37 protein-coding genes and 1 pseudogene are annotated in these 26928 nt (G+C 29.4%); 37 read left to right on the top strand and 1 reads right to left on the bottom strand.

The window, feature by feature from the left end:
- The first annotated feature begins 9 nt into the window (after positions 1-9).
- The 8 genes from BN346_RS00210 (at position 10) to BN346_RS00175 (ending at position 4565) form a co-directional block, all read left to right on the top strand.
- Positions 10-729 (top strand): hypothetical protein, encoded by a 720-nt coding sequence (locus BN346_RS00210; protein ID WP_034438063.1) that lies wholly within the window; start codon positions 10-12, stop codon positions 727-729.
- Between the two features lie 160 nt (positions 730-889).
- Positions 890-1687, top strand: coding sequence for a DUF4393 domain-containing protein (locus tag BN346_RS00205; RefSeq protein WP_034438061.1), 798 nt, complete (start codon positions 890-892; stop codon positions 1685-1687).
- Positions 1688-1766: 79 nt separating this feature from the next.
- Entirely contained in the window at positions 1767-1946 is a 180-nt protein-coding gene (locus BN346_RS00200) for a hypothetical protein (RefSeq protein ID WP_034438060.1), read from the top strand.
- A gap of 28 nt (positions 1947-1974) precedes the next feature.
- Complete coding sequence (locus BN346_RS00195; protein ID WP_034438058.1) at positions 1975-2166, top strand: hypothetical protein; 192 nt, start codon at positions 1975-1977, stop codon at positions 2164-2166.
- A 127-nt stretch (positions 2167-2293) separates the two neighbouring features.
- Positions 2294-2683, top strand: coding sequence for an ArpU family phage packaging/lysis transcriptional regulator (locus tag BN346_RS00190; protein ID WP_034438057.1), 390 nt, complete (start codon positions 2294-2296; stop codon positions 2681-2683).
- Positions 2684-2996: 313 nt separating this feature from the next.
- On the top strand, positions 2997-3176 hold the full coding sequence (locus BN346_RS00185; RefSeq protein WP_034438055.1) for a hypothetical protein: 180 nt from the start codon (positions 2997-2999) through the stop codon (positions 3174-3176).
- A complete protein-coding gene (locus BN346_RS00180) occupies positions 3166-3831 on the top strand; it encodes a tyrosine-type recombinase/integrase (protein ID WP_034438053.1) in 666 nt (221 codons plus the stop codon). The genes BN346_RS00185 and BN346_RS00180 overlap by 11 nt, the downstream gene beginning before the upstream one ends.
- A gap of 359 nt (positions 3832-4190) precedes the next feature.
- A complete protein-coding gene (locus BN346_RS00175) occupies positions 4191-4565 on the top strand; it encodes a hypothetical protein (RefSeq protein ID WP_148361067.1) in 375 nt (124 codons plus the stop codon).
- An 80-nt stretch (positions 4566-4645) separates the two neighbouring features.
- Here the strand turns inward: BN346_RS00175 and BN346_RS00170 are convergent, their stop codons facing one another.
- Positions 4646-4897, bottom strand: coding sequence for a DUF1413 domain-containing protein (locus tag BN346_RS00170; RefSeq protein WP_034438048.1), 252 nt, complete (start codon positions 4895-4897; stop codon positions 4646-4648).
- A 184-nt stretch (positions 4898-5081) separates the two neighbouring features.
- On the opposite strand from BN346_RS00170, the gene BN346_RS00165 reads away from it, so the two are divergent.
- The 29 genes and pseudogenes from BN346_RS00165 to BN346_RS00035 all read left to right on the top strand — a co-directional run.
- Entirely contained in the window at positions 5082-5672 is a 591-nt protein-coding gene (locus BN346_RS00165) for a recombinase family protein (RefSeq protein ID WP_034438045.1), read from the top strand.
- A 33-nt stretch (positions 5673-5705) separates the two neighbouring features.
- Positions 5706-6515, top strand: a complete 810-nt coding sequence (gene terS / locus BN346_RS00160; RefSeq protein ID WP_034438044.1) for a phage terminase small subunit — start codon at positions 5706-5708, stop codon at positions 6513-6515.
- Positions 6499-7785: a PBSX family phage terminase large subunit gene (locus BN346_RS00155; protein ID WP_034438040.1), complete on the top strand. Its 1287-nt coding sequence runs from the start codon at positions 6499-6501 to the stop codon at positions 7783-7785. Before terS ends, BN346_RS00155 begins: the two co-directional genes overlap by 17 nt.
- A gap of 159 nt (positions 7786-7944) precedes the next feature.
- Positions 7945-8511, top strand: coding sequence for a recombinase family protein (locus BN346_RS00150; RefSeq protein WP_034438038.1), 567 nt, complete (start codon positions 7945-7947; stop codon positions 8509-8511).
- A 52-nt stretch (positions 8512-8563) separates the two neighbouring features.
- Entirely contained in the window at positions 8564-9991 is a 1428-nt protein-coding gene (locus tag BN346_RS00145) for a phage portal protein (RefSeq protein WP_034438034.1), read from the top strand.
- Between the two features lie 32 nt (positions 9992-10023).
- Entirely contained in the window at positions 10024-10869 is an 846-nt protein-coding gene (locus tag BN346_RS00140) for a phage head morphogenesis protein (protein WP_034438031.1), read from the top strand.
- A gap of 13 nt (positions 10870-10882) precedes the next feature.
- A complete protein-coding gene (locus BN346_RS00135) occupies positions 10883-11092 on the top strand; it encodes a hypothetical protein (RefSeq protein WP_034438028.1) in 210 nt (69 codons plus the stop codon).
- A 75-nt stretch (positions 11093-11167) separates the two neighbouring features.
- The gene (locus tag BN346_RS21370) at positions 11168-11332 is read left to right on the top strand and encodes a hypothetical protein (protein WP_158644416.1); all 165 of its coding nucleotides are present in this window, start codon (positions 11168-11170) and stop codon (positions 11330-11332) included.
- Between the two features lie 33 nt (positions 11333-11365).
- Positions 11366-12643 (top strand): DUF2213 domain-containing protein, encoded by a 1278-nt coding sequence (locus BN346_RS00130; RefSeq protein ID WP_034438025.1) that lies wholly within the window; start codon positions 11366-11368, stop codon positions 12641-12643.
- Position 12644: 1 nt separating this feature from the next.
- Positions 12645-13145 (top strand): structural cement protein Gp24, encoded by a 501-nt coding sequence (locus BN346_RS00125; RefSeq protein ID WP_034438022.1) that lies wholly within the window; start codon positions 12645-12647, stop codon positions 13143-13145.
- 17 nt (positions 13146-13162) lie between these two features.
- On the top strand, positions 13163-14191 hold the full coding sequence (locus BN346_RS00120; RefSeq protein WP_051539789.1) for a DUF2184 domain-containing protein: 1029 nt from the start codon (positions 13163-13165) through the stop codon (positions 14189-14191).
- A gap of 91 nt (positions 14192-14282) precedes the next feature.
- Positions 14283-14561 carry a hypothetical protein gene (locus tag BN346_RS00115; protein ID WP_034438020.1) on the top strand — a complete coding sequence of 93 codons (279 nt, stop codon included), beginning with the start codon at positions 14283-14285 and terminating at the stop codon, positions 14559-14561.
- A gap of 10 nt (positions 14562-14571) precedes the next feature.
- Positions 14572-15048: a DUF4054 domain-containing protein gene (locus tag BN346_RS00110; RefSeq protein ID WP_034438018.1), complete on the top strand. Its 477-nt coding sequence runs from the start codon at positions 14572-14574 to the stop codon at positions 15046-15048.
- 11 nt (positions 15049-15059) lie between these two features.
- The gene (locus BN346_RS00105) at positions 15060-15635 is read left to right on the top strand and encodes a phage virion morphogenesis protein (RefSeq protein ID WP_034438016.1); all 576 of its coding nucleotides are present in this window, start codon (positions 15060-15062) and stop codon (positions 15633-15635) included.
- Positions 15635-16015 carry a hypothetical protein gene (locus tag BN346_RS00100; protein ID WP_034438014.1) on the top strand — a complete coding sequence of 127 codons (381 nt, stop codon included), beginning with the start codon at positions 15635-15637 and terminating at the stop codon, positions 16013-16015. Before BN346_RS00105 ends, BN346_RS00100 begins: the two co-directional genes overlap by 1 nt.
- Complete coding sequence (locus BN346_RS00095) at positions 16015-16566, top strand: phage neck terminator protein (protein ID WP_034438011.1); 552 nt, start codon at positions 16015-16017, stop codon at positions 16564-16566. Before BN346_RS00100 ends, BN346_RS00095 begins: the two co-directional genes overlap by 1 nt.
- A gap of 11 nt (positions 16567-16577) precedes the next feature.
- Positions 16578-17684 (top strand): DUF3383 family protein, encoded by a 1107-nt coding sequence (locus tag BN346_RS00090; RefSeq protein WP_034438010.1) that lies wholly within the window; start codon positions 16578-16580, stop codon positions 17682-17684.
- Between the two features lie 12 nt (positions 17685-17696).
- A complete protein-coding gene (locus BN346_RS00085; protein ID WP_034438007.1) occupies positions 17697-18128 on the top strand; it encodes a tail tube family protein in 432 nt (143 codons plus the stop codon).
- A 20-nt stretch (positions 18129-18148) separates the two neighbouring features.
- On the top strand, positions 18149-18619 hold the full coding sequence (locus BN346_RS00080) for a phage tail assembly chaperone (RefSeq protein WP_034438005.1): 471 nt from the start codon (positions 18149-18151) through the stop codon (positions 18617-18619).
- Between the two features lie 32 nt (positions 18620-18651).
- The gene (locus tag BN346_RS22155; protein ID WP_278245476.1) at positions 18652-18780 is read left to right on the top strand and encodes a DUF6889 family protein; all 129 of its coding nucleotides are present in this window, start codon (positions 18652-18654) and stop codon (positions 18778-18780) included.
- 16 nt (positions 18781-18796) lie between these two features.
- On the top strand, positions 18797-20704 hold the full coding sequence (locus BN346_RS00075; protein ID WP_034438003.1) for a phage tail family protein: 1908 nt from the start codon (positions 18797-18799) through the stop codon (positions 20702-20704).
- 1 nt (position 20705) lies between these two features.
- Positions 20706-21230 (top strand): phage baseplate protein, encoded by a 525-nt coding sequence (locus tag BN346_RS00070; protein WP_034438001.1) that lies wholly within the window; start codon positions 20706-20708, stop codon positions 21228-21230.
- Positions 21231-21241: 11 nt separating this feature from the next.
- The gene (locus tag BN346_RS00065; protein ID WP_034437999.1) at positions 21242-21565 is read left to right on the top strand and encodes a phage baseplate plug family protein; all 324 of its coding nucleotides are present in this window, start codon (positions 21242-21244) and stop codon (positions 21563-21565) included.
- On the top strand, positions 21562-23502 hold the full coding sequence (locus BN346_RS00060) for a phage protein (RefSeq protein ID WP_158644415.1): 1941 nt from the start codon (positions 21562-21564) through the stop codon (positions 23500-23502). The genes BN346_RS00065 and BN346_RS00060 overlap by 4 nt, the downstream gene beginning before the upstream one ends.
- Positions 23503-23520: 18 nt before the next feature.
- Positions 23521-24069 (top strand): Gp138 family membrane-puncturing spike protein, encoded by a 549-nt coding sequence (locus BN346_RS00055; RefSeq protein ID WP_034437996.1) that lies wholly within the window; start codon positions 23521-23523, stop codon positions 24067-24069.
- Positions 24070-24073: 4 nt separating this feature from the next.
- Positions 24074-24430: a contractile injection system sheath initiator gene (locus BN346_RS00050; protein ID WP_034437994.1), complete on the top strand. Its 357-nt coding sequence runs from the start codon at positions 24074-24076 to the stop codon at positions 24428-24430.
- A 17-nt stretch (positions 24431-24447) separates the two neighbouring features.
- Positions 24448-25623 (top strand): baseplate J/gp47 family protein, encoded by a 1176-nt coding sequence (locus BN346_RS00045; RefSeq protein WP_034437992.1) that lies wholly within the window; start codon positions 24448-24450, stop codon positions 25621-25623.
- Between the two features lie 12 nt (positions 25624-25635).
- Entirely contained in the window at positions 25636-26307 is a 672-nt protein-coding gene (locus BN346_RS00040; protein WP_081770880.1) for a baseplate wedge 1 family protein, read from the top strand.
- Positions 26294-26928 (top strand): annotated as a pseudogene (locus BN346_RS00035) (phage tail protein); the annotation flags it as partial. The gene BN346_RS00040 and the pseudogene BN346_RS00035, both read left to right, overlap by 14 nt.

Here is a 26928-nt window from a genome sequence, read left to right as displayed (position 1 = left end):
AATTTTAAAATGAATAGTTTAGAAAATAGTATAAAGGATTGTATTACAAAGGAAATTGAAAAAGGGATTATAGAAAAAGTAATTGCAGAGCAATTAGAAAAGTGTATAGAAACATCAATAAGCGATATGTTTAGCTGGGGTGGAGATGTAAAAAAGGTTGTAGAAGAAAAAGTAAAATCAGTTATGATTCCGTATTTAGAAAGTTATGATTACTCACAGTACATTATTAAATTGGATAGTGTACTAACTGATGTATTAAAAAATAGTTGTTTAGAAAATAAAAAATTACTTGAAAATTTTAAGGAGTTAATAGCAAGTAAAAATATTCCAAGAGAACTAAAAATAAGTGATATCTTCTCAGAGTGGAATAAATATTGTGAAGATAAAGTTGATAAAGATAAATTAGACTTTGATTGTGATGGTGCATATATCACTACAAGTTTTGATGTTGAAGAAGTTAGTGAAACATGGAGCAGTTATAAAACGTTCATGGTTAGATTTGAATGTGAAGAAGATGAAGATTTAAAATTTGAATTTAGCATACATGCATGGAAGCCAACAGAAGATAGTAAATATACTAGCCAATATATGAAAACTACAGATTTAAGAAGTTTAAGACATTTAAATGATTTTGAAATATTAATTATGAGAATAAGTGAAGGATATGAAAATATAATTCTAGACAGTTATGGAGATAGCGAAGAGATAGTTGTGGAATATGAAGAGTAGTTTGTAAATTGATTATAAGGCGAATCATGTTCTTTGAAAATTGAATAATACGGTATTAAAATATGGATATAAGCTCATTGATGAAATGTACCACATAATGTTACAATTTATATAAAAAGTAGAAAAATATTAATTTAAGTTTATATAGGGGAGAGTAAGAATGAGTGAAAATTCAATTAAAAAAGTAGGTACAGAGGTACTAAAAGAGGGATCCAAAGACATTTATTATGATGGATTAAAGCCAGCTGTAAAAGAGAGTGGAGAAGCATTACAAGCAATTGTTGGACTTATTAACAATGTTTTACTGTATCCAATTAAAAAGGCTAATATAAAATATAAATGCAAACTTGCAGAGTTTGAGGAATCTTTTAAATTAAAAATAGAAAAGATACCAGATGATAAGTTAATTGAGCCACCTTTAAATATAGCTGGTCCGACACTAGAGGCACTAAAATACACATTCGACACAAAAGAACTTAGAGAGATGTACATGAATCTATTAGCATCAGCCATGAATTATGATACTGTTAAAAATACACATCCAGCATATGTAGATATCATAAAGTCTATGTCACCATTAGATGCAGTCGTATTAAAAAAAATTGTTTTATATCATAACAATATACCATGTGCACGTGTGCTAATGGCAATTGATAATAACACTTATCTTGATGCGATGCCAAAAATATTTGTACCTGATATAATAGATAAAGAAGATCCATTTTTAGTATCTTCAAGCATCCAAAATCTTTGTAGGTTAGGTATTCTAACACTTGTGGAAGAAGGCATTGAGAGCTATAATTATAATTTAATTAAGAAAAATGATTTTGTCTTAAAGAAATACGAGAAATGTAAAAATGAAGAAAAAGAAAATGAGATACAAATAATGATTAAGAAGCAGACTATTACTATTAATGATTTTGGTAGAAATTTTGCCGAAAGTTGTTTGTATCAATAAAAAGAGTTTTTTAATACCGTATCATTCAGAAATGAATTTACGGTATTTTTTTATAACAATAAATTAAGAAGGTGATGTTATGAAATTATTTTCAGTAGAATTAGATAATATTAATGGATTATCTGTACCAAGAGTAGAGTTGAATTATAAATTTGGTGAACTTGATAAATCTGAAATCATATTAATACATGATTTAATATCAAAATGTTATGTAAATGTTATGCAAATTTATATTAGTAAAAAGGAAATTAAATCATAATTCAAATATAAAGTAAAGGAGTAAAAATATGGTTGAAGCTAAGATTTATATGAAAAGTGGAAATGTGATAGAGTTTAAATGCGAGGAAATAATTATTGCTCAAGATAGGCTTGGGAATATAACGGGTTATAGGATAGACCATGAAGCTAGCAAAGAAAGATTGCTTGGTGTAAGCATAGGAAATATTGAAGGAATAACAACTAAAGAATTAGTTAGATAATATAACAAATATAAAAGGAGAATGAAAAATAAGTAAAAGGCTTAGTAAAAATAGGTTATAAAGCAAGAAACTGGGCAAGGTCATATATTCTTAGAGTAAAACAAAAATAAACTAAGGAGGCTTAGTCATGGATGAAAAAGAATACAAGAAAGCAGTAAAGTTGGTAGAAAGTGATTTAAGGGATTATCCATATTTTTTAATTTCATTAGAAGCTTCAGGACTTGGACAAGCTACAAATTGGAATAAAATAAAGGTTAAACCATTATTTAATGGAAGTTCTATAGTAGAAAATCAGTATTTTTACGAGGAAGAAAAGGAAAGAATAGTTGAGATAATAACAACAGTTTTAAGTAAATTAGATCCCAAAAGCAAAGAGATAATAGAAAAATGTTATTTTACAGATATATATAATAATAATAGAAAAGGACTTTTAAATGAGTTAAACATAAATAAAAATGAATTCTACAAGTTAAAAAAACAGGCAATAAGAAAATTTGTTATTGCATTATACACTTAGGATAAATTAAGGAAAAAATAAGGACAAATTAGGGAAAAATTAAGGACAAAAATAAGGACAAATTAAAAAAATAGATGTAACATATATGTATGATACCAAAGGTGTCAGAAACAAAGCAATATAGATTTTGAGGTTAAAGGAACTTTGCAAATAAGCAAGGTTCCTTTTGTTCTTTGAAAATTAAATTAATAATATGGACTTAATTATTAGTAATTAAGGAATAAAGTAATGGGAGCATGCGAGGATATGAGCAGCGCTATAATACATGTAAAAGTCACCAAATTATAATAAAATAAAAAACAAGGGTGATATTATGAAAGTAGGAAAAATAATAAAAAATAATCAGCCTGATATATATATAAAACTAGAAAAGCATAATAAAAAGAAAAAAGAAAAATTATCCGAAAGAGATTTAAAACAACTTATGGGTAATTACAGATATAAGCGAGGACCAGGTGGTGCCATAAGGCAGGTGGGGTTCGGTGGGAAGTAAAACTAAGCCAATTAAAAATCCAAATGACTTAAAAGCATTTAAAGCCTGGTTAAAAGAATATGATGAAGTTGTATATGTTTTTAGTCAGGTTGCATTAGGTACTGGATATAGAGTAGGTGATTTAGTTAAATTAAGAGTAGGAGAAACTAGAGAATCCTTAGAAAAAGGATATTTTAAGATAATTGAGCAAAAAACAACTAAGAAAAAGAGGACTAATCTTAAAAAGAAAAAAGGGAAAGAGTATTGTGAAGATAAGTTTAAAAAAACACTAGTTCCTAGAAAAGCAATTATAAAAGATAATCTAAGATTAATCTTAGAAGAGTACACTAAAGATAAACAGGATTGGGAATATTTATTTCCATCACCTACAAATAAAAGAGAACCTATAGATTCAAAACAAACATGTAGAGTTATAAATAGAGCAACTGAAGCATGTAATATAAAATTTTCTGTATGCAATCATGGATTAAGGAAAACTTATGGATATATCATATATAAGAATGCAATAAAAAGTGGTAAAGAGGCGAGCTATGGATTATTATTAGTTCAAAAAATGTTTTGCCACTCTAGTCCAGAGATAACAAGAATATATATAGGACTGGATGAAGAAGAAGAGGAAGAGTCAATTTTAGCTGTAGATGATTATATCGGATAACAGCTAAAAATATATTTTTTAACCATAGGTGTTCCTTTTTTTTATTTAAAAGACTTTAATGGTAAAAAAATAGAGATATATAGTAGTAGAAATAAAAAAAGAGTAATGTCTTTCTTTATTAGTATAAAGGGACAGTTTTTTAATAGTTTTATTACAATTTATGTAACAAAACAAGTATTATACAGTAAAATCAATAATTGTATAAAAAAGGTTGAGAATGCAACTGATACAGACTCAATTGACTTCTAGAGCCATTGAAAATACTAATATGAGATATATTTGGAAAATTATTTGTGTATATTATTATTATTATGAGTAATATCGTTGGTATAAGAAAAAAAAGAAAGGAAGAAATAAAAATGGAAATAGAAAAAAATTTTATTATACCAATAAGAGAACTTGAAATAATATCAGATACAGTATCAAATTTTGAAGAAATATCAAATTATGAGGATGTCTCAAATTTAAGCAATGAATTATTACAATCTACAAATATTCTTGAAGATATTGAAAATATATCGCAAAGACTTTATCTTATAAAATGCTTACTTGAACGACAATTTAGATTTGATAAAATGTCTTATGAAGTCAATAATATAAGAAATTGTGTAATAAATGTAAGCATGACAATTCAAGAAATCTATAAAAATATTAAAAGAAAAAATGATGCACTTGTAAAAGAATATAACTTAGAATTAAAAAAAATATTACAAAGCTATAGGAGTACTTACTAATTTGTAAGTACTCCTATAGTATCATGACTTAATAGTATTTAATGATTAGAGAATAAAAAATCACAATTGAAGGTACTTTTTTATAATTTTTTATATTGTTGTTGGTTTTGAGGTGTTTTCCCTAATGGTTGAATAATACTTGAACCAGCACTATTTGCATAATTAAAGAACATAGAACCTAATTTAGTGCGGTTTCCCTTGCTTATACGTTCCCATTCAAACCCTCTAAATAGTTGTTTTACTATAAATATTTCTCCAGGTTGTAAGTCGGATAAGGTATTAACTGATTCATTAAATAGATCTTGAAGAGATGTGTTTTTAGTTATTATCATATTTTAAACCTCCTAATGAAATAAATATCATAGCTATATAGTAACAGCTAATAGCTACTAAGTCAATAGTTGTTTAAAATGCTATAGTTTCATAACTTAACAGTATTGACACCGATATTACAAAGACGTATAATCAATGTATAAGAAGGTGTCAAAACTTGGTTTCAAAAGTGAGGTTATGAAAATGGGTAAAATTTATGGATATTGTAGAGTAAGTACAAAAGGTCAAGTAGATAATAATAGTATAGAAGAACAAGGCAATAAAATATTAGAATATTATCCTACTGCTAAATTAATAGAAGAAAGTTATTCAGGTGCTAAAGATAGAGAAATATTTAATAGTATATTGAATGAAATAAAAGATGGAGATATTTTAGTAGTTACTAAGCTAGATAGATTCTGTAGAACAACTAAAGAAGGACTACAGTATATAGATAAACTTATGAATAAGGGTGTTAAAATCCATATACTAAATATGGGATTAATAGAAGATACACCAATGGGAAGATTAATTGTAACAAATTTATTAGCTTTTGCTGAATTTGAAAGAGCAATGATAATTGAAAGAACACAAGCAGGTAAGGCAATAGCAAAAACAAAAGAAGGTTTTAAAGAAGGTAGGCCACAAAAATATAGTAATAAACAATTAGAACATGCATTAAGTTTATTAACTGTAAATGGTGGAGATAAAAGCTATAATGAAGTAGCAGAAATAACAGGAATAAGTAAAAGTACATTAATAAGAGAAGTTAAGAAATTAAAAGCCAATGTTTAAATACATGGCTTTATTTTTTTAGGTGGTGATTAATTGGAAAATAGAGAATTAGCTTTCAATATTTATAAAGATAAAGAAGGAAAAATAAAACCTAAAGAAATAGCAGCTATTCTTAATGAAGATCCTGCAAATATTAGAAAGTGGAAAAATAATGATAAGTGGGATAAAAAGTTAGGAATAAGAAAAAGTAAAGCAGGTGCTCCAAAAGGAAATAAAAATGCAATTGGAAATTCAGGGGGTGGAGCAGTAAAAGGCAATATAAATGCTTTTAAACATGGTGAATATATTAATCCAGAAAGATTTAATAATAAAGGCTTTTTAGCTAAATATCTTCCTAAAACAACGCAAAATATTATGAAAGAAATACAAGAAAATGGCTTAGGTACTTTAGATATATTATGGACTAATATAGAAATACATTTTACCAGCATAATAAGAAGTCAAAAAATAATGTATGTAAAAAGTCATAAGGATTTAACTAAAGAATTAAAAAAATCTAAAGTTAAAAGCAATAATAGAAAAACTGAAAAAACGAATACTAACTCTACTGAAGAAGAATACGAATATGTTTTACAGTTTGCCTGGGATAAGCAAGAAAGATTTCTTAATTCACAATCAAAAGCAATGAAAACATTAGAAGGCATGATAAAGACATATGAGGAGTTACTACATAAGAATTGGGATTTAGCAACAGAAGAACAAAAGTTAAGAATAGAAAAGCTTAAAGCAGAAATAAAAATATTAACAATAGATGATGAAGAAGAAACAGTACAAGATGATGGATTTATAAATGCATTAAATGGAACAGCACAGGAAGATTGGGCAGATGAAGAAGAAGAATAAAAATAAATTAAGCTTTAAGTTTAAACCTTTTTCAAAAAAACAAAGGAAAGTCTTAAATTGGTGGACTGAAAATAGTCCAGTTAAAGATGCAGATGGTATTATTGCAGATGGAGCAATTAGAAGTGGTAAAACTGTTTCTATGTCTTTAAGCTTTATAATGTGGTCTATGGAAAACTTTGATGGTCAGAACTTTGGTATGTGTGGTAAAACTGTAGGTAGTTTTAGACGTAATGTTTGGTTTTGGCTTAAAATAATGCTTATAAGTCGAGGGTATAAATATAAGGATCATAAAACTGACAATTATATTGAAATAACTAGAAATGGAAAAACTAATTACTTTTATATATTTGGTGGTAAAGATGAAGGCTCAAATGATTTAATACAAGGTATAACATTAGCTGGAATATTCTTTGATGAAGTAGCATTAATGCCTGAAAGTTTTGCAAACCAAGGTACAGGTCGTTGCTCTGTTGAAGGAAGTAAATTTTGGTTTAATTGTAATCCAGATGGACCTATACATTGGTTTTATACTAATTGGATATTAAAGGCCAAAGAAAAGAATCTTTTATATTTACATTTCACAATGGATGATAATTTATCATTGACAGAAAAAATTAAAAATCGTTATAGAAGTATGTATGTAGGTGTGTTCTTCAAAAGGTATATACAAGGACTCTGGGCTATGGCCGAGGGTGCTATTTATGATATGTGGGATAGTATTAAAAATGAAATACTAGAAGAAGATTTACCATCAGGATTACAACAAATAGCAAGAAGATATATAGCAATAGATTATGGTACTACAAATGCTACTGTATTTTTAGATATATACGATGATGGTACTGATATTTGGGTAACTAGAGAATATTATTATGACAGTAAGGAAAAAATGGCACAGAAAACAGATAAACAATATGGTGATGACTTAGAAGAATTTATCAAAGAAGGACCATCACCAGTTGCAATAATATTAGACCCAAGTGCTGCATCATTTAAAGCTGAAATGAGAAATCGAGGTTACAGAATAAAGGCAGCTGATAATGAAGTACTGGATGGAATAAGAATGACAGCTACTTTAATTCAACAAGGAAGAATTAAAGTTGTAAAAAAGAAATGCAAAAGAAGTTTAGGAGATATATTAAGTTATGTCTGGGATGAAAAGGCTTGCCAACGTGGAGAAGAAAAACCAGTCAAGGAAAATGACCATGGAGCAGATGCATTAAGGTATTTTGTTAAGACAATAATTAAACCTAGAAGGCTTGCACGATAATGTTTCAAAAACGAATGTTTATGACACATTATCTAATATATTTAAAAATAAGGCTTAATTAATATCAAAAGTGTATCTTAAAACGTATCAAAAACTATTTTAATTTTGATACGTTTATGATACAATATAATTAATTAATAAAGAAAAGAGTTGATTATATTGTTAATAGGATATGCAAGAGTTAGTACACAAGAGCAAAACTTAGATAGACAGATAGATGCATTAATAAAATATGGTGTAGATCCAAGAAATATATATCAGGAAAAAATAACAGGTACAAAAATAAATAGAGAACAACTTAATAAAATGATAGATGAATTACGTTGTGGTGATACAGTAATAATTACAGATTTAACTAGGGTAAGTAGAAGTACAAAAGATTTATTAAGTATTATAGATAAAATAAAAGAAAAAGAAGCTGCAATAAAAAGTATTAAAGATACATGGTTAGACACTACATCAGATAATCCATATAATGATTTTTTATTAACTGTCATGAGTGGTTTAAGTCAACTTGAAAGGGATTTAATATCTCAAAGAACTAAGGAGGGTTTGGCAAGTGCAAAGGCTAGGGGCAGAAATGGTGGAAGGCCTAATAAACAAAATGAAAATGCAGATATAGTAGAAATGTTATATAAAGAAGGATATAAAATAGTTGATATTGTAAAGAAAACTAATTTAAGTAGATCTACAGTATATAGAATATTAAACAATAAAAAAAGCTAGCATTTAGAATATGTTGGCTTTTTTTATTGTTTAATAGAAAGGAGGTAAGTTAATGTCAAAAAAGAAGGCTAAGAATAGAAAAGCGACTAATCCTAAAAATAGAAATTCTAACTATACAATGGATGCATTTACTAATACATTAGCCAGGCTTGGCTTTGGAACTCCTAATTTATTAGAAAGCACTGAATATCCAATGACGAGATTAACACAAGACTACAATCTAATGAATAGCTTGTATAGATCACATTGGATTATAAGAAAAATAATTGATTGTATTCCAGAAGATATGTGTAAGAACTGGATAAATATAACCACACAATTAGAACCAGAACAAATAAAAAGGTTTGATAAGTTACAACGCACTACTAGAATAAAGAAAAGTATATTACAAGCATTAAAATGGGGTAGGTTATATGGTGGAGCAGGAGCAGTTGTAATAATTGAAGGACATGAAAATATATTAGATGAACCACTAGACTATGATTCAATTATGCCTGGTGCATTTAAAGGTTTGATAGTAAGTGATAGGTGGTCAGGATTATTTCCATCAAGTGAAATAATTGATAATATATCAAGTCCTGATTTTGGACTTCCTAAATATTATCAGTGGTTTCTTGAAAGTGGCGATAGCATAAAAGTGCACCATAGTAGAGTACTTAGATTTACTGGTAGAGAATTACCTTACTTAGAAAGATATGCAGAAAATAATTGGGGTGCATCAGAAGTAGAAGTTGTTTTTGATGAATTAAAGAAAAGGGACAATACTAGTTGGAATATAGCTCAATTGATATTTTTAGCAAATTTAAGAGTATATAAAATGTCAGATTTAGGAGAGATGTTAGCAATAGGTGATGAAAAGTCTAAAATAGAATTGTATAATGTACTTTCTATGCAAAATCAACTAATGAATAACATGGGAATGTGTGTTATGAATAAGGAAGATGATTTTCAAACACATCAGTATACTTTTGCAGGACTAAATGATATCTATCAAAGTTTTATGTTAGATATTTCAGGAGCAGCAGAAATACCAGTAACTAAGTTATTTGGTAGAAGTCCAGCAGGATTAAGTGCTACTGGTGAAAGCGATATGCAAAATTATTATGATTTAATAGATCAGAAACAAGAGTCTCAACTAGGGCCAATATTTGATAAAATGTTACCAATAATGTTTATGAGTGAGTTTGGATATATTCCAGATGATTTAGATTGGACATTTAATCCTATAGCTAATCAATCCGAGGATGAACTTGCAAATATAGTTGATAAAAAAACTAATGCAATTATTAATGTTGTTAATGCAGGAATAATAAGCCAAAAGACTGCATTAAAAGAATTAAAACAAATGTCTGATACAACTGGAATGTTTACAAATATAACAGATGAAGATATAGCAAAAGCAGATGATGATCTTGATACTATAGGTGATATGCCATTACCCAATGAAGAAAATATATTGAATTTAAATGATGATATTTAAATTCAATAGAGTATATGTATATGAGGTGTATTATGGTACCAACTAAAAATACAGCTAAAGATTTATGGAAACCTAAAAGAAAAATTGAAGAGAAATATAAAAGGGCATTAAAACAACTTTCAAAAAGTATAAGTAAAAATTTGATAGGATTTACAACTAGTTATGAGATTGTAAGAGAATTAAAAAGAATTTCTAACAGTCCTGAATTCAATCAATATGCTGAAAGTGTGGCTTTAAAGATGGTAACAAGTTTATTCTCTGATGCAGGTCGTACATGGAGAGAGGCAGCAAGAGTAAATAGCAAAGGACAAGGAATATATAAAGCATTAAAAAATGAATTACATGGTCCTATTGGAATATATGTAAAAGAACAAATAGATCGAAATGCAAAAATAATAAAAAGTATGCCTATAGGTATATCAGAACAATTAACAGAACATATAAAAAATGAAACTTTTAAAGGTAGAAGGTCTGAAGAAATAGCAAAAGATTTAGAAAAAAAAGTACCATATATGTTTGAATATAAAGCTAAGTTAATAGCTAGAACAGAAGTAAGTAAAACAAGTACTGCATTAACAGAATCTAGGTGTAAGAATATAGGCATTAGGTGGTATAATTGGAGAACTTCAAACGACCAAAGAGTTAGAAGTTCACATGATCATATGAATAATGTTTTAGTATGTTGGGATAATCCACCTAGTCCAGAAGTATTAATAAATGAAAAGAATGTAGGATATTATCATGCTGGTAATATCTATAATTGTAGGTGCTATCCTGAACCAATAGTAAGGTTAGATTTTGTAAAGTGGCCACATAAAGTTTACTACAATGGAAAAGTTACAACAATGACAAGATTAGAATTTGAAAAAATAATGTAAGGTGGTTTTAAATATGAGATATATTGAAAAGGCTGGTAGTATAGAGCATATATATGAAGCTGATACACCAGAAGAAATTATAAGTTTATATAATAAGAAAAATAGTAAAATTAGATTTAATTTAGTTGGTGAAAATTGGGGCATGAATAATATAACAGTAGATAAATTAGAAGAGGAATTAAATAAAACAGGAATTAGTAATATATCAATTAAAATAAAATAGTTTTAATCATAAAAAGTCTTAGTATAGTTAATAAGGCTTTTTTATTTTTTAAAAATATAAGAAGGAGATGGGAATATGGGGATACCACAAATAATTATAATAGTTTTGCTTTGTCTTAGTTTAGGAATGTCATTAGCTAAACATGGTGAAGAAAGAACAGATAAATATAATTTTTTAACAAGCTTAGTTGCAACAGGCATAGAAGTTGCAATATTAATTTGGGGTGGATTCTTTAGTTAAGTATAAAACAATATTGAAAGGAGGTGAGTATATATGAAAGCATTTTATGGATCTAGGTTTAGTCTTAATATGACTCAAACACCAGAAGGTTTTTTGATTTGTCATAATGTACCTATTTCAAGAACTGGAGAATATGAATACTTAGGTAGGGAAATTGGATTACAAGATAGATTAAATGAAAAAATAAAAGTTTATCGTAGTCCAGAAGAGGTGTTCTCAGATAAAGCTATAGCAAGTTTTGAAGGTAAACTTGTAACGGATGAACATCCACCAAATTTATTGACTCCTGAAAATGCACAGAGGTATTCAAAGGGTACAATTCAAAATGTTAGGCAATCAAATTTTAATAAAGATTTACTATTAGCAGATTTAATAATTTATGATAAAAAATTAATCAATGAAGTATTAGATGGCAAACGTGAAGTTTCATGTGGGTATGATTGCATATATGTTGAGAATAACAATGGAACATTTAATCAAACAGATATACGTGGTAACCATGTAGCTGTTGTTGAAGCTGGAAGAGCTGGAAGGCTTGTATCAATAAAAGATTCAAATAAGGAAATGGAAGGGGAAAAGAAAATGAGCAAAATTAAAATACCATATAAAAAGAGTCCAATAGGCAGCTTTTTACAAGCAGTTGGATTTAAAAGCTATGCAGTTGATGCAGAACCAGAGGAAATAGCAAATACAATAGATGAATTAATGAAAGAAAGACAAAGTTGTGATGGAGAAGAAATTAAAGAAGAAAAGAAAGAAAGTAATATTCAAACTCAACAATCTAATGATGAAGGTGGAGAAAATTCACAAATAGCATCATTAGCACAACAAGTGGAAAAATTAACAGATATAGTTATGCAGTTAGCAAATCCAAAAGAAAAAGCTCCAGAAGAAGCCATTGATGAATTCATTAATGAAATAAAAAAAGACTCTTGCAATGATGATGAAAGTAAAACAATAGAAATGGATGAAGGAAATGAGGTTCCAAATGAAGATAATGAAACAGAAATAGTTTCAAATGATAGTGCAGCAGTTATAAGGGCATTAAATACTATGAAGCCTATTATAGCTAATATAGCAGATCCAAAAGAAAGAAAAAAAGCATGTGACTCATTAATTTCAGAGTTTAAGAAGAATACTGTTAAAAAATCCAATAATGGATATGCAGATATATTAAAAAGCCAGAAACAACATGCAAAAGATTCACAATCTAAAAAACAAAAAACAGCCGATGAAAAAGCAAAAGAATATGAAGAATTAGGTGATAAAATAGCAAGAAAATATAATGCTAATTTAAGGGAGGAAAAGTAATATGCCAGGAGCAGTTATAGGTAAAAAATTAAATTATGGTTATCCAGGTGCAATTTCAAGAAGCATTGATGCAGTAGTTACAAATAGAAGGTCAAAGGGAATAATAAAATTTGGTGCACCAGTAGTATTAAATAGTAATAATAGTTATTCTGCATTTTCAGAGTCTAACGTTGCTACAGATTTTGTTGGAATTGCAGTAAGAGAAGTTAAGCAGTCAACAAACTATTTAACTGGAACTTCTCAATATGAAGATAAAGAAAGAACAGATGTATTAAACAGAGGAAGTATATGTATAAAAGTTAATATTGGTAATCCAACACCAAATGGAAAGGTATATATTAGGATATCCCCAAATGAAGCTAAAGCAAAAGGAGTAGTTGGAGAATTTGAAGCAGAAGCAGACGGAGCACATACAATTGAACTTTCCAATGTTAGATTTACAACAGGTGATTTAGATTCTAATGGAGTTGCAGAAGTAACTATACTTAGTAGGACAATGTAGGAATAGGAGTGATATAGATGGTATCTAATTATAATAAATCAAGTAGAATAAGTTCATTTGATAATCAGGTGTATGGTCCTAAATTTGGAGCTGTTGCTATGGATGAAGCAGCAGCAGGAGAAGGAATGGCATTTCTAGTAGGTGAATTAGAAAAAAGAGACAATACACTAAATGAACCATTAACAAGTGTTACATGGATGAGAGATATAGTAGCGAATACTGGTGGTGGTTGGGCTGAATCTACTTCCAATATGTTTGCAGATTACAGAACTACAGGAGGTAATGAAAATGGTCTAATGAGAGGACAAACAAACAATATTCCTATAGTTCAAGGTAGTGTAAATAAAGATTTATGGAAGGTATATGCATGGAGTAATGTTTTAAAAATACCGTTTATAGATCAGCAAAAGCTACAAGGAATTGGAAGATCATTAAATGAAATGTTAGATAATGGTATAAAGTTAAATTATAATAAAACTTTAGATTATATGGTATATGAAGGAGTTCCAGAAGATGAGGTATATGGATTAGTTAATAATCCAGTAATAAGTGCCATTACTGCTACTACTGGAGCAAGTGGTAAAACTACTTGGAAGAACAAAACACCAGATGAAATATTAGATGATATAAATCAAGCAATAACAAAAACTTGGGAGCAAAGTGAATATGATTTAACAGGAATGGCTAATCATATTTTGATAACACCACAAAATTATACTTATTTAGTTTCTAGAAAAGTAAGTGAAGCAGGAAACATATCTTTATTAAACTATATATTAGAAAATAATATAGCTAAAAATCAGGGAGTTGATTTAGTAATAGATCCATGTAAGTGGTGTTTAGGTTCAGGTACAGGTAAAACTGACAGAATGGTTGCTTATGTAAATGCTAAAAATAGAGTGCATATAGATATACTTGTTCCAATGACAAGAGTTTTTACAGAAACATCAGCAAAAGATTTAGCTTACTATACACCATATGTTGCAAACATAGGACAAGTTAAGTGGATGTATACACAATGTGCATTATATGTAGATGGAATATAAAAAATAAATAAAAATTAAATAGAAGGCAATAGTAATGTTTTAGGTTTAAACTAAAACTTTTTTTATTGCCTTTTATTATAAGGAGGACACTATGGTAATATTTTCAAAAAAGAGTTTTAAATTTATAAATGGTACTGAAGAAGCTAATATAAGAAATCAAGAAATGAAGGAAATGCCTGATTGGATAGAAGGTACATTGTTATTTAAGCTAGCAAAAGAAGATGACAGTATATCTGTAATAGAAAATAGAAAACAATTAAAAGCCGTTGAAAATGGCGAAAAAAAGAATAATAATGAACAAGAAAAAACTTTAACTGAAAGTAACGAAGATAAACCTGAAGCAAAAGGAAAAGGTAAGGATAAAAAATAGAGGTGATTAAGTGAGCTACAATTCAATTATAAGTGGTGCCAGTAATATAAAGACTGGCACTAATCCACCATTTACATTGGAAGACTTCTATAATGTATATCCTCAATTTGGACCTAATAAAGATGGTATTTATGTAGTACCTGAATTAGTTATGAATATGTATTTAGACTTGGCACATGCAAGTGTAAAAGAAAATAGATGGCACAGTTACTGGAAAGTAGGGATGTGCTTTTTTATAGCGCATTTCTGTACTTTATATTTACAGGGAGTAGCAAATCCAGAGAGTGGAGCAGCAGGAGTTTTAGAAGCTGGAAAAGCTAAAGGACTAGATACATCAATTAGTGTTGGAAATGTATCTGTAAGCACAGATTATTCTACAATAGCAAGTGGAATTGATGGTTGGGCAGGATGGAAATTAACAACATATGGGCAACAATTAGCATCACTAGGTAGATTAATTGGAAAGGGTGGAATGTATGTCTATTAGGAGATGTATTTATGTTAAATGGAATTACAAGTCTTAGTATAACTAAGGATTTAACTGCAGATATAAAAAAATCACTAGAAGAATTAGCAAAGGAAAATGTGTGTATTGGTGTTCCTGACAATACACAACATTCAGATGATAAAGTTACTAATGCACAACTAATGTATATACACACAAATGGTGCAAGAAACATGTCCATGAGACAGGCTATGCAGCATGATTTGGAAGATGGTGTACCTTATAGTAGAGCACATGAATTATATGTACATGAAAATGGTAGTCCTTTGTGGAATATACCACCAAGACCAATTTTACAACCTGCAATGGAGAATAGTAAGGAACAAATGGCAGAATTAATGAAAGAAAGTCTTTTAGATGCATTAGATGGAAAAGAAATAGATGTAGCTTTAAATGAAGTTGGACTTCAAGGCCAAAATATAGCGAGAGATTGGTTTGATAATCCAGCTAATAATTGGGCTAAGAATAGTGAAGATACAATAAAAAGAAAAGGTTCTGATAAGCCATTAATAGATAAGGGTGATTTAAGGAAAAGCATTACTTATGTAATTAAAGAAGGTGATTTTTAGTGATAAATGTATCAAGAATTGTTAATGATCCTAGGTTTTCACAGCAATTTAAAGTTTTTAGGAAATCAGGTGAATGGGTAAGAGGTAGATTTGAAGAAGATGAAAAAGAAATTGAAATGAATGGTGTTATAACACCAGCCAAACCCAAAGAAATTGAAATGATTCCTGAAGGTGATCGTGTAGGTGGAGAAATATCTATACACAGTACAAATAAGATATATACAACACATGCATTAAACAATGAAAATGATGAAGAAATAAATGAAGGTACTAGTGATGAAATAGAGTGGCAAGGTGAAAGATATAAAATATACCAGGTAAGTGATTATAGTCAATATGGATATTATTATGCTATAGGTATGAGATTGGTGAGTTGCTAATGGATCAAGTATTAAAACTTAGAGAAATAGAAGATTTTTTTTATGATACAACTTGTAAAATGTTAGATATAGATTTATCTAAAAAGAAAAATCAAAACAAAGTCAGAATAGCATGGCCAAGTGGAGGTGCTCCATCGTGGAAAAAAGATGAAGATATTATTTTTATAAGAATAACACCAGTAGATGATGCAATGGCAAGAGAGCAGAATATTTGCTATGATCCACACAAGGAAGATAAAGCTTATGCTAGAAAAGAAACAGGTTATACTCGTGTACACAAAATAAACTGGACACTCTATGGTCCTAATTCGTATGATAATGCCGATATTATTCGGCATTTAATCTTTGATTATGATTATATGAAGGAATTTAAGAAAAAGAATTTATTTCTTGTAACAGATGTACCTATGCCTGTTAGATTGCCAGAATATTATAATGGCCAATGGTGGGAAAGAACAGATTTTTCAGCAACATTTAATGAAGCAGTTATAAGGGAAAATAAAGTACCTTATATCCAAAGTGCAAGTGTTGAAATTAAATATAATAAATAGGAGGGGTGACTATGACATTACCTTTAAGTGATGCAGTTGATGTATCACTCAGTGTTGGTCCTGTAAGTGCGGTTAGAAGTGGTTTTAATTTAGCACTTATTGTAGGAACATCAAAAATAATAAAAAAAGAAAATAGAGTAAAAACATATTCAAAAATAGGTGATATGAGTGCAGATGGATGGAAAGGAAAAGAACCTGAGTATTTAGCAGCACAATTATATTTTTCCCAAAGCCCTAAGCCAAGTAAAATTGCTATTGGTGTTTGGGATAAAGAAGGTGGAGAAAGTGCAGTAGAAGCTATGACAGCTTGTAGAGAAAAAAATCAAGAGTGGTATATAGGTTATGTTTGTGGAGTTAGTAAAACAGAAATAATTGAACTAGCTAAATATATTGATTCAGCAACGCCATCTAGTATATATGCCTATACAACAAATGATGAAGAGGTATTAAATAATGTAGAAGGAAATGTAATTGAAGCCTTAAAAAAGGATGGAATGCATAGAACTATAGGACAATATTCGAGTGTAGATGATGCAATAATAGCAATAGCTGGATATGCAATGGGAGCAAATACACAAACTGCAAGTTCTGCTTATACATTAAAATTCAAACAAGAAGTAGGAGTAAAAACAGAGAATTTAACAGGAACACAAGTTACAGCATTAAAGAATAATAACTGTAACGTATATATTAATAGAGGTTCAGTGTATAACTTGTTTGAAGATGGTGTTATGGCAGACGGAACACCATTTGATGAAGTACTAAATCTAGATATTTTAAAGAATAATATCCAAGCAGCAGTTATTAATGCATTACAAACATCTAGTAAAATACCACAAACTGATCCAGGTATGGATAATCTATTAAATCATATTACTGCACCACTTGAAAAAGCTCGCAGTATTGGATTTATTGCACCTGGAATTTGGAATACAGCAAGTGTTTTAACTGTTCAAACAGGAGATACACTTCCAAGAGGTTATGTAATACTATCTGATACGATAGATGAACAATCACAAGCAGATAGGGAAGAAAGAAAAGCACCACCTATTTATATTCTGGTGAAATTATCAGGAGCTATAGAATTTGTTAATATAAAAGTTTATGTGAATAGATAGGAGGTAAAATATATGGCATATAAAACTTATAGTTTTGAAGATGTAACTTGTTCTTTTGCACATCCAGGTGTAGGAGCTGCATCATCTACTGGAGCTGGACTTGGTACAATAGCAATTGCTATGGCAAATGACAAGTCAGCACAAGATGTAGCTGCAGATGGTGTAGTAATGATAACAAAAATTGCTGGTAAAAATGGAACAGTATCCATTACAATGCAACAAACATCAGAACTTCACAAATATTTATTGCGTTGGTATAACTATGTAGATATAGCGAATTCATCTGAATTTGCAAAAATGACATTAACTATAAAATCATCAAATTTAGGAGATACAACAACTTGTACAGGAGTTACACCACAAAAACTAGCTGATAGACCATATCAAGCACAAGGACAACATGTAACATGGAATCTTATGGTAGCTGAAATAACAGAAAGTTAGAATTCTAGGAGGGTTTATAAATGGAAAAGCCTATTTTATATAAAGATATAGAAATAAGTAATCGTAAATTTAGATTAAAAAAAATGAATGCAAGAACAGGATCATATATGTTATATAAATTTATAAAGATAGTAACACCAATATTTAAAAATATAAAGATTGACAATGAAAGTAATTTAGAAGATATTGATTTGAAAGATGTGAGTCTAGCAGATGTAATATCTTCTATTTTTAATTTACCAGAAGAAGAATTTAGATATATACAAGATAACTGTTTACAATCAGTGGAAGAAATATTACCTGCAGGTCCAGCGCAAGTACTTGATAAGTATGGAAATTTTGGGGTTATGGATATAGAGTTTGACACTGGATTGGTAATGCAATTAACTGTACAATCGTTAATGTTTAATGTAAGTGGTTTTTTCGACGGAAGTCCCTTGACTTCACTAGTCAAGGGATTGACTATATCCCCGCTCAATTCAGTAATGTAGATGCTTTTTTATATGCTCCAGTTATATCAGGAATGTGGAAACAATATGAATTGTGGGATGGAACATACACATTAGATGACTTATTAGATGCACATGAAATATTAGAAGTTACAGCAGAGAATGAAAGAAGAGCACATGAAGCGCTAGAAAGAGAACTGTAAGGAGGTGTTTTAATAAGTGTCCTTAGATTTAATTAAACAATATTTAATAGGCTTTGGTTTTAAGGTGGATGATAACTCTGTAAAAGATGCAGAGAATTCTATTACTGGAACAGAGGAAAGAATAAAAGAATTTAATAAAGAAAGTAATAAAGGTTTTCTAGAGACAAATGAAACAATAAAAAACCTTTTTTCTTTGTTTAAATCTACAAGCTTAGGTACACTATTCCCAGAATTACAGAAACCTTTTAATACTGTACTTAAAGATATACAAGGCGCTGAAAAAGCATATAAAAAATTAAAATCTAGTAATGAAGAGGTAAAAAATAAAAGCCCTAAAAAGAGAAAAACACAAGATACAAAAGAAGATACAATTAACAGTAAGGATAAATCTCAACATAAAAAAGAAACTCCAGCAAAAAGAGAAGATAGCAATAAAATTGATGATACTGTAAAAGTTAAAGAACCAAGAAAAGATAATAATAAATCTTTTCTTGGTTTATTATTTAAAGATATATTAACAGCTAAGAAAAACCTAACAGAATTAAAGAATCATTCTAAAGGAGAACTAAAAGGTGTTGAAACCTCAAGTGAGGAGCTAGCGGTTAGAGGTGGTAAATCTATACTAGGTTTTTCCTTAAAAAGTGTAGGAAATTTTATGTTGATTGCAGGAGCAATAGCTACAGTTACAACTTTAAGTAAGAAGTTGTTTTTATCACTAAATGAACTTGGAAATGATGATATTGGATATGAGAAAATTGCAAGGCAATTATGGACCACAAAAGAAACTGCTAGGGATGTAGATAGTGCCTTAAAAACACTAGGTGTTTCAATGCAAGACTTATGGTTAAGTCCAACACTAATGAAACAGTTTAATCAACTCATGAAGGACTCTCAAGAACTAAGATTACCACCAGAATTTAAAGATAATATAGAAGTAGTTAAAAGCCTTAACTTAGAATTTAAAAGAGGAAAACAGATTTTAGGATTAACTTTTAAATGGATAGGAAGTTATATATTAAAGTATTGCGCAGGGCCACTTTTAAAAATAAAAAATGGATTGCATAAATTTAATGATGGATTACTAAAAGCTGTACCTTACATTGGGAAGGTACTAGGTTCTACAATAGGTATAATACTTAGAGGGATTTTAATGATAGGGCAAATAGTAACACCTATTTTTAGCATAATATCTAAATTTATAAAGTTTATTATTAATTTAATAGATAAAATACCAGGACCAATTAAAAATATAATTAAAATCATAGGGTTAATAGCAGCTGCAATTTTAGCTGGACCACTTGGTGCAATTATAGGAGTTATTGCAGTAATAGACGATTTATTTACTTTTTTACGTGGTGGCGAATCTGTTATAGGAAATGTTTTTAATAAATTTAAAGATAAAGGATTAAGTGCAATAGAATTTATAAAAAAAATAGGTGCAGTAGTATTTGCTGGGCCTATTAAAGCCATGAAATTCCTATTTAAAGTATTTGAAGGTGGTAAATCTATAATAGATAGTGTGTTTGGATTCTTTGAAGAAAAGGGTAAAAATGTTGCAAATATTATAGAAAAAATAGCTTCAGTTTTAATGGCTCCATTAAAATTGGTTAAGGATTTATTTAAACTTATAAAAGGTGGTAAATCTTTGATAGGAAATGCATTTGGATTTTTTAAAGATAAAGATAAAAGAGTTAATATAGCAGAGAAAGTAGAATATTTTAATAAGAATAGTAAGGATGGAAATGCACCTCAAAGTTATGTAACAAATAGAAGTACATCAAATCAAACAAATACTAGTAACAATAAAATTGATAATAATAATGTAATTAATGTATATGGAAGTGGAGATCCTAAGGTGACAGCAAATGAAGTAAATAGAAATCTTACAGGAATTCATCAAAGAAATTTAGGAGGTGTTTTTTAAAATGAGTGAAATAGTTAAAACATATTTTGATACTGGTAAAGAACAACTATATTTTGATGCAATATTTTCGACTCAACATAACACATCCATAAATATTACTTCACATCCAATACAAACAGGTGCAGATATAAGCGATCATGCTTATGAAGAACCTAATAAGCTAACTTTTGATATAGGCATGAGTGATGTAATGCAAAGTTATCTACAAGGACAATATAGTGACAATAGTTCACGTTCAGTAAGTGCTTACAAAAAACTAAGAGAATTACAGTCACAAAGATTACCAATAACAATAGTTACCAAATTAGGTACTTATAAAAACATGATGATAGAAACCATAAGTTCCACAGATGATAATAAAACAACTTATGGTTTAAGAGCTACAATTACATTAAAGCAAATATTTGTAGTAAATGTAGCAACAGTAAAGATATCAGAAAGACCACATAAGTCATCAACTACAAATGAAGGTGAACAAAGAGTGAAAGAAGCTGATAAAAGTTTACTTTCAAGATTGTTTAACTAGGAGGTGGTTATATGTATATAGTGCCCTTAACATCAGCTCCAAATCAAACTTTTACTGCAACTATACCAATAGATCAAAAGAAAGTTAAATTATTTTTCTTTTTAAGATACAATACAGAACAGAAATGTTGGGAAATGGATTTAGAAGATGAAAATAAAAAACAATTGATACATTCAGTTCCTTTGATTTGTGGATTAAACATATTAGAACAACATAGCTATTTAAACATTGGTTCTGCATATATAGTAAAACTAGATATAAATATTAGTGATGATAGACCTAATGAATACAATCTAGGAGAAAAATTTATTTTAGTTTGGGGTGATACAGAATGAGTACAGAAAAAACTGTATGGAACTTCTTACGAAATAAAAACTTACCGGAAAAGTCCGTTGCTGCTGTTATGGGTAACATATACGCAGAGAGTGGATTTGATTTAAATCTAATTGAAGAAGGTAATGGAATTGGGTTTGGTCTTTGTCAATGGAGTTTTGAAAGAAGAACTCAACTCGAAAGATATGGTACAGATTTAAAACATCAATTAAATTTCCTATGGTCAGAACTATCAGGAAAGGTTGGGAATACAGGAGCAACATTCCAATGGATAGATATGGGAAGTTACTTATCTCATTCAAATTTTATGGATGGGAAAGGAGGTATAGATGATTTAACATCTGCCATGTGTTTTTGTTGGGAACGACCTAATGCAAGTCTTGCACACCTAGATAGAAGACAACAGAAGGCAAAAGAATACTTTAAAGAGTTTACAGGTAGTTCTGGTGGAGATAGTGCAAATTTAGATCAAGGATTAGTTATAGAATCAACTAATTATCAAGTTGTAAAGGGTAGTAAAAAGTATGGTGACTATTTATTTGGTAGAAAATATAGAATAACAGTAAGTGATAGTAGTGGCAATGGACTTGATATATCTAAGTTACATTGCATTTTTAATGCAAAAAAAAGTATTTTAATGGAGCCCAATATTTTAGAAATTGCAGTATACAACTTAAATGTCCAGACAGAAAATACAATAATAATGAGTGGAGTCAGGGTAACTATAGAAGCTGGTTATGAGGGTAGTCAGTTTGGATTAATCTTTGATGGAGACATCTTACAATGTATACGTGAAAAAGAAGAGGCAAACACATTTAAGCTTACTATAATTGCACTTGATGGAGATAGAGCAATTAACTTTGATGTATCAAATTTTTCTATAGTAAGAGGTCAAACACAAAGAAGTATGGTAAATCACATAGCCAATAAAGCGAGTAGTCCTGTTAATTTAGGAAGTATTTCAGATGCATTAAAGGATAAAACATTAACTAGAGGTAAAGTATTCTTTGGTAAATCCTCAGACTATTTAAGGCAAATAGCAAAAAGTAATAGCCTACACTATTACATGGATAATGGAAGTATAAATTTAATTAATTTAAAAGACTTGCCTAAAGATGAAATTTTTGAGTTAAGTCCTAATTCCGGACTTGTAGGTACTCCAGAGCAAACAGAGTATGGAATATCAGGGCAATGTTTATTGAATCCACAAATAAAATTGAACAGTTTAATCCATGTAGATAATAGTTTAGTAAGAGCTAAAAGAATAGATTTTAACACTTCCAATACAGTTCCAAGTGGTGGGGTTAGTACAAATAATGCTACTAGAGATAAAATTATTGCTGAAGCTAAGAAAATATGTGATGATCCTAAGGTCCAATATTCTATGGATTATAGAGGACAAACTATAAATGGTATAACATATTGGGATTGTTCAAGTTTTGTAAAGCAATGTTATAAAGTAGCTGGATTAGATATTGTGGATATAACATATAATCAATATGCTGAAGTTCAGAATAATGGTAAGTTTATTGAAGAAAGTGCAGCAATTCCAGGAGATATTGTATTTTGGGGAGAAGGAAGTAGTTGTTATCATGTAGCTATATATGCTGGTAATGGACATATATATGCAGCAGCAGGCAATGAAGGTATTGCACCAAAAGACCAGGTATTATATCAAAAATTATATGGTAGTTATAAAATAGGTAGACCAAAGTGTCTAGCTGATTCAGACAAAGGGTTACCACCTAGTGCAAATAATAGACCATCTGAAGAAGATTCAAAGAGCAATAATCCTACATTAATTAGAGCATTAGACAAAGATGGAATATATAGAGTGATTAAAATTGAATATATCGGTGATACAAGAGGAAATGATTGGTATGTAAAATTTGAAACTATTTCTCAAGTTGGCGGGGTTATCCCAACAGTTTCAAATTAGTAAGCTAGAGGTGATTCTATGAGAAATATAAATGTAAGTGAAATAATAGGTTCTGAAAATGAGATGTTTAGAACTATGGGTGACGGATGGAAAAGTGCTTTAAGAGTAGCTTGTCCTGGAATAATACAAAATTTTAATTCAACAGAACAGACTGTAACTGTCCAAATATCTTTAAGAGAATTAGTAAGAAAAGAAACTGGAGCTAATGAATGGGTAACAATTTCACCTTTATTGGATGTACCTATAGTAATTCCTCATGCTGGGGGATATTCAATAACAATACCTATTAATGCAGGAGACGAGTGTTTAGTTATATTTTCAGACATGTGTATAGATGCATGGTTTACTTATGGAGGAATACAAAATCAATTGGAATTAAGGCGCCATGATCTATCAGATGCATTTGCAATTCTAGGAATATGGTCACAACCTAATAAAATAAAAAATTACTCAGTTGATTCTATGCAAATAAGAAATAAAAAAGGTGATGCTTATATCGAACTAAAAGATAATGATATTAACATTGTAGGAAATAAAGTTAATATCATAGAAACATCAAAGAGGTGATGTAATGAGATATAGAGTGTTAGATATTAATGGAGATTATAGCTTTGGAAGAGGACAGCAAAATATAACATATGGTAAATATGCAGTGGCACAAGCAGTAGAAACACGTTTAAAGTTGTTAAAAGGTGAATGGTGGGAGAATACAGAAGAGGGCCTACCATTATTTCAAAGAATTTTAGGTACATCAGGGGCATTAAATAATTTAATAATAATAGATAGTTTAATAAAAGAGCGAATAATAAAAACACCAGGAGTATTAGCAATAAAAAATTTTGAAAGTACTTTTGAAAATAGAAAGTATAGTTTTTACTGTAATATTGAAACTCAATATGGTGATATTGAAATAGATGAAAATTTGTAGAGAGGAGGAATTTATAAGTGACTTATTTCAGCCCGTATATAGATAAAACAGGTTTTCATATGCCAACTTATTTAGATATAAGAGAAAAGTTAATTGAAGATGCAAAATCTATTTTTGGCCAAGATATATATCTTAAAGAAGATAGTCAGGACTACCAATGGATTGCAACAGTAAGTGAAAAAATATATGATGCATTTCAAGTAGCGCAGGAAGTTTATAATAATCGTGGTCCTAATGTAGCTATAGGAAGTGGCTTAGATAGCATAGTAAAAATAAATGGTATAAAAAGAAAACCTCATACGTATAGTAAGTGTCCAGTAATTATAACTGGACTAAAAGATACAGAAATAAAAAATGGAATAGTATTAGATAGAGGAAATATAAAATGGAATCTACCAGTAAGCTTTATAATTCCAGAAAAAGAACAAATTGAAGTTATGGCCACATGTGATATTCCTGGTCCTATAGTTGCAAACCCAGGAGATTTAACAACAATATATAATCCAACATATGGTTGGAATGGTTGCTATAATGAAGTTAGTGCAGAGTTAGGTTCATATGTAGAGGATGATTCAAAACTTAGAGTAAGGCAAAGTCAAAGTACTGCACAAGCAAGTTTAACAATGTTAGAGGGAACTTCAGGGGCTGTAGCACAAATTAAAAATGTTAAAAGAAGTAAAACATACGAAAATGATACAAATAATATAGATGAATTAGGATTACCACCACATAGCATAACCGTTGTTGTAGAAGGTGGTGAAAATAAGGATATAGCAAATGCAGTATGGAAGCATAAAGGAATTGGATGCTTTACAAATGGAGATGTAACAATAAATATAATAGATTCTAAGGGACAAACAACACCTATAAGATTCTTTAGGCCAACATATGTAGATATAGATGTAACAATAAATATAAAGCAGTTAAATGGATATACAACTCAAACAACAGAAGATATAAAAAATAATTTACAAAAATATTTAAATTCTATGGAGATAGGTAGCAGCCTATCTCTTTCTGCATTGTGGGGAGTAGCATTACAAGCTATGCCAAATTTAATGAATCCAATGTTTTCTATAACATCCATCACAGCTGCAAGACATGGAGAAGAACAAAATCTAGAAGATATAAAAATGAATTTTAATGAAGTATGTAGAGGAAATATAAATTACATTATTGCAAATGTAATTTAGGAGGATGATGTTATGGCCATAAATAATTATTTAGATAATATAACATCACAGCATAGAGATAAGCCTAAATTTATATCTTGGTTAAGTAAAAATCTTACTATAGTAGACCATGCTTATATGTCTATAAAATCTATAGACATAAATTTTGATATAGATAATGCTATAGGAAAGCAATTAGATACTTTAGGAACTGTTATAGGAAGAAAAAGAGTATTAACATTTCAACCATTAAATAATCATAATCCAGTTTTAGATGATGAAACTTATAGATTGGTATTAAAAGCTAAGGTTGCAATGAATATGTGGGATGGAACAATTCCACAAATATATGAAATATGGAGCAATATATTTAAAGATATAGGTTTGCAAATACAAGATAATCAAGATATGAGCTTTAATGCTTATATCACTGGCTATGTAAATCAGATCAGAACTGATTTAATTCAGCATGGCTATATAGTTCCAAAGCCTGAAGGAGTACGAGTTAATTATATAGGAAAATCCATAATAGATTTTACATCATATTCAGGAATGTTAGTTGCAACAGCGAAGCAAGAAGTAATTAATATGAGTTATGATCCAAAAGAAACTATAAAATTTGAACAATATCAATGGATGATTGTTCAAGAAAGAAATAAATCTACTATAAAAATGGAAGGAGACTATAACAATGGCATTGTTTAAAAATATGGCCATTACGTATAAGGGAATGGCTTTATATGCAAAGGCACAAGCTGGACAAGAAATACACTTTACTAAAATGAAAGTCGGTGGAGGGCAAATTGGTACACAAAACCCAGCAACATTAACACAACTTATAGATCCTAAACTAGATGTACCTATAACATCTATAACAGCAAAGCCAAAACTTAAAAGTGCAATTATAGTTGGAAATGTGACTAATAAAGATATAACTGAAGCTATGTATATATGTGAAATAGGACTTTTCGCAACTGATCCAGACGAAGGAGAAATATTATATGGTTATGCAAGTTGTGGTACTTATGGAGATTATTATCCACCAGCTACACAAGGCCCATTTAGTTGGCAATATGAAATTGGTGCAGCTATAGGAAATGCTGCTAATGTAACAGCAGAATTAAGTGTATTACAATGGGATTCAGATATAAAAAATTCTAATACAGCCTTTATTAAAATTTCTGGTGGAAATCAAAAAGAAATTAATAAAAGCATAGATAATTATTTAAATTCATTAACTAATAAAATTGAAAATATAAAAGTTCCAGTAGAAAGTGTTAACTCTAAAACAGGGAATATAGTATTAAAAGCAGAGGATATTAACTG

This window comes from Clostridium ihumii AP5, assembly GCF_000612845.1.
In the GTDB taxonomy this organism is placed as follows: domain Bacteria; phylum Bacillota; class Clostridia; order Clostridiales; family Clostridiaceae; genus Clostridium_J; species Clostridium_J ihumii.
The sequence above is the reverse complement of the archived record's forward strand: the minus strand, read 5'-3'. Positions and strand labels throughout refer to the sequence as shown.

Coding starts and splice junctions, on each gene's coding strand:
- BN346_RS00085 (WP_034438007.1), top strand. CDS start 17,697: ATGGCATATAAAACTTATAGTTTTGAAGATGTAACTTGTTCTTTTGCA.
- BN346_RS00175 (WP_148361067.1), top strand. CDS start 4,191: ATGGAAATAGAAAAAAATTTTATTATACCAATAAGAGAACTTGAAATA.
- BN346_RS00115 (WP_034438020.1), top strand. CDS start 14,283: ATGGTAATATTTTCAAAAAAGAGTTTTAAATTTATAAATGGTACTGAA.
- BN346_RS00210 (WP_034438063.1), top strand. CDS start 10: ATGAATAGTTTAGAAAATAGTATAAAGGATTGTATTACAAAGGAAATT.
- BN346_RS00120 (WP_051539789.1), top strand. CDS start 13,163: ATGGTATCTAATTATAATAAATCAAGTAGAATAAGTTCATTTGATAAT.
- BN346_RS00195 (WP_034438058.1), top strand. CDS start 1,975: ATGGTTGAAGCTAAGATTTATATGAAAAGTGGAAATGTGATAGAGTTT.
- BN346_RS00190 (WP_034438057.1), top strand. CDS start 2,294: ATGGATGAAAAAGAATACAAGAAAGCAGTAAAGTTGGTAGAAAGTGAT.
- BN346_RS00200 (WP_034438060.1), top strand. CDS start 1,767: ATGAAATTATTTTCAGTAGAATTAGATAATATTAATGGATTATCTGTA.
- BN346_RS00040 (WP_081770880.1), top strand. CDS start 25,636: ATGGCCATAAATAATTATTTAGATAATATAACATCACAGCATAGAGAT.
- BN346_RS21370 (WP_158644416.1), top strand. CDS start 11,168: ATGGGGATACCACAAATAATTATAATAGTTTTGCTTTGTCTTAGTTTA.
- BN346_RS00080 (WP_034438005.1), top strand. CDS start 18,149: ATGGAAAAGCCTATTTTATATAAAGATATAGAAATAAGTAATCGTAAA.
- BN346_RS00155 (WP_034438040.1), top strand. CDS start 6,499: ATGAAGAAGAAGAATAAAAATAAATTAAGCTTTAAGTTTAAACCTTTT.
- BN346_RS00185 (WP_034438055.1), top strand. CDS start 2,997: ATGAAAGTAGGAAAAATAATAAAAAATAATCAGCCTGATATATATATA.
- BN346_RS00205 (WP_034438061.1), top strand. CDS start 890: ATGAGTGAAAATTCAATTAAAAAAGTAGGTACAGAGGTACTAAAAGAG.
- BN346_RS22155 (WP_278245476.1), top strand. CDS start 18,652: ATGTGGAAACAATATGAATTGTGGGATGGAACATACACATTAGATGAC.
- BN346_RS00130 (WP_034438025.1), top strand. CDS start 11,366: ATGAAAGCATTTTATGGATCTAGGTTTAGTCTTAATATGACTCAAACA.
- BN346_RS00095 (WP_034438011.1), top strand. CDS start 16,015: ATGGATCAAGTATTAAAACTTAGAGAAATAGAAGATTTTTTTTATGAT.
- BN346_RS00090 (WP_034438010.1), top strand. CDS start 16,578: ATGACATTACCTTTAAGTGATGCAGTTGATGTATCACTCAGTGTTGGT.
- BN346_RS00170 (WP_034438048.1), bottom strand. CDS start 4,897: ATGATAATAACTAAAAACACATCTCTTCAAGATCTATTTAATGAATCA.
- BN346_RS00125 (WP_034438022.1), top strand. CDS start 12,645: ATGCCAGGAGCAGTTATAGGTAAAAAATTAAATTATGGTTATCCAGGT.
- BN346_RS00065 (WP_034437999.1), top strand. CDS start 21,242: ATGTATATAGTGCCCTTAACATCAGCTCCAAATCAAACTTTTACTGCA.
- BN346_RS00145 (WP_034438034.1), top strand. CDS start 8,564: ATGTCAAAAAAGAAGGCTAAGAATAGAAAAGCGACTAATCCTAAAAAT.
- BN346_RS00070 (WP_034438001.1), top strand. CDS start 20,706: ATGAGTGAAATAGTTAAAACATATTTTGATACTGGTAAAGAACAACTA.
- BN346_RS00140 (WP_034438031.1), top strand. CDS start 10,024: ATGGTACCAACTAAAAATACAGCTAAAGATTTATGGAAACCTAAAAGA.
- BN346_RS00105 (WP_034438016.1), top strand. CDS start 15,060: ATGTTAAATGGAATTACAAGTCTTAGTATAACTAAGGATTTAACTGCA.
- BN346_RS00135 (WP_034438028.1), top strand. CDS start 10,883: ATGAGATATATTGAAAAGGCTGGTAGTATAGAGCATATATATGAAGCT.
- BN346_RS00050 (WP_034437994.1), top strand. CDS start 24,074: ATGAGATATAGAGTGTTAGATATTAATGGAGATTATAGCTTTGGAAGA.
- BN346_RS00055 (WP_034437996.1), top strand. CDS start 23,521: ATGAGAAATATAAATGTAAGTGAAATAATAGGTTCTGAAAATGAGATG.
- BN346_RS00060 (WP_158644415.1), top strand. CDS start 21,562: ATGAGTACAGAAAAAACTGTATGGAACTTCTTACGAAATAAAAACTTA.
- BN346_RS00165 (WP_034438045.1), top strand. CDS start 5,082: ATGGGTAAAATTTATGGATATTGTAGAGTAAGTACAAAAGGTCAAGTA.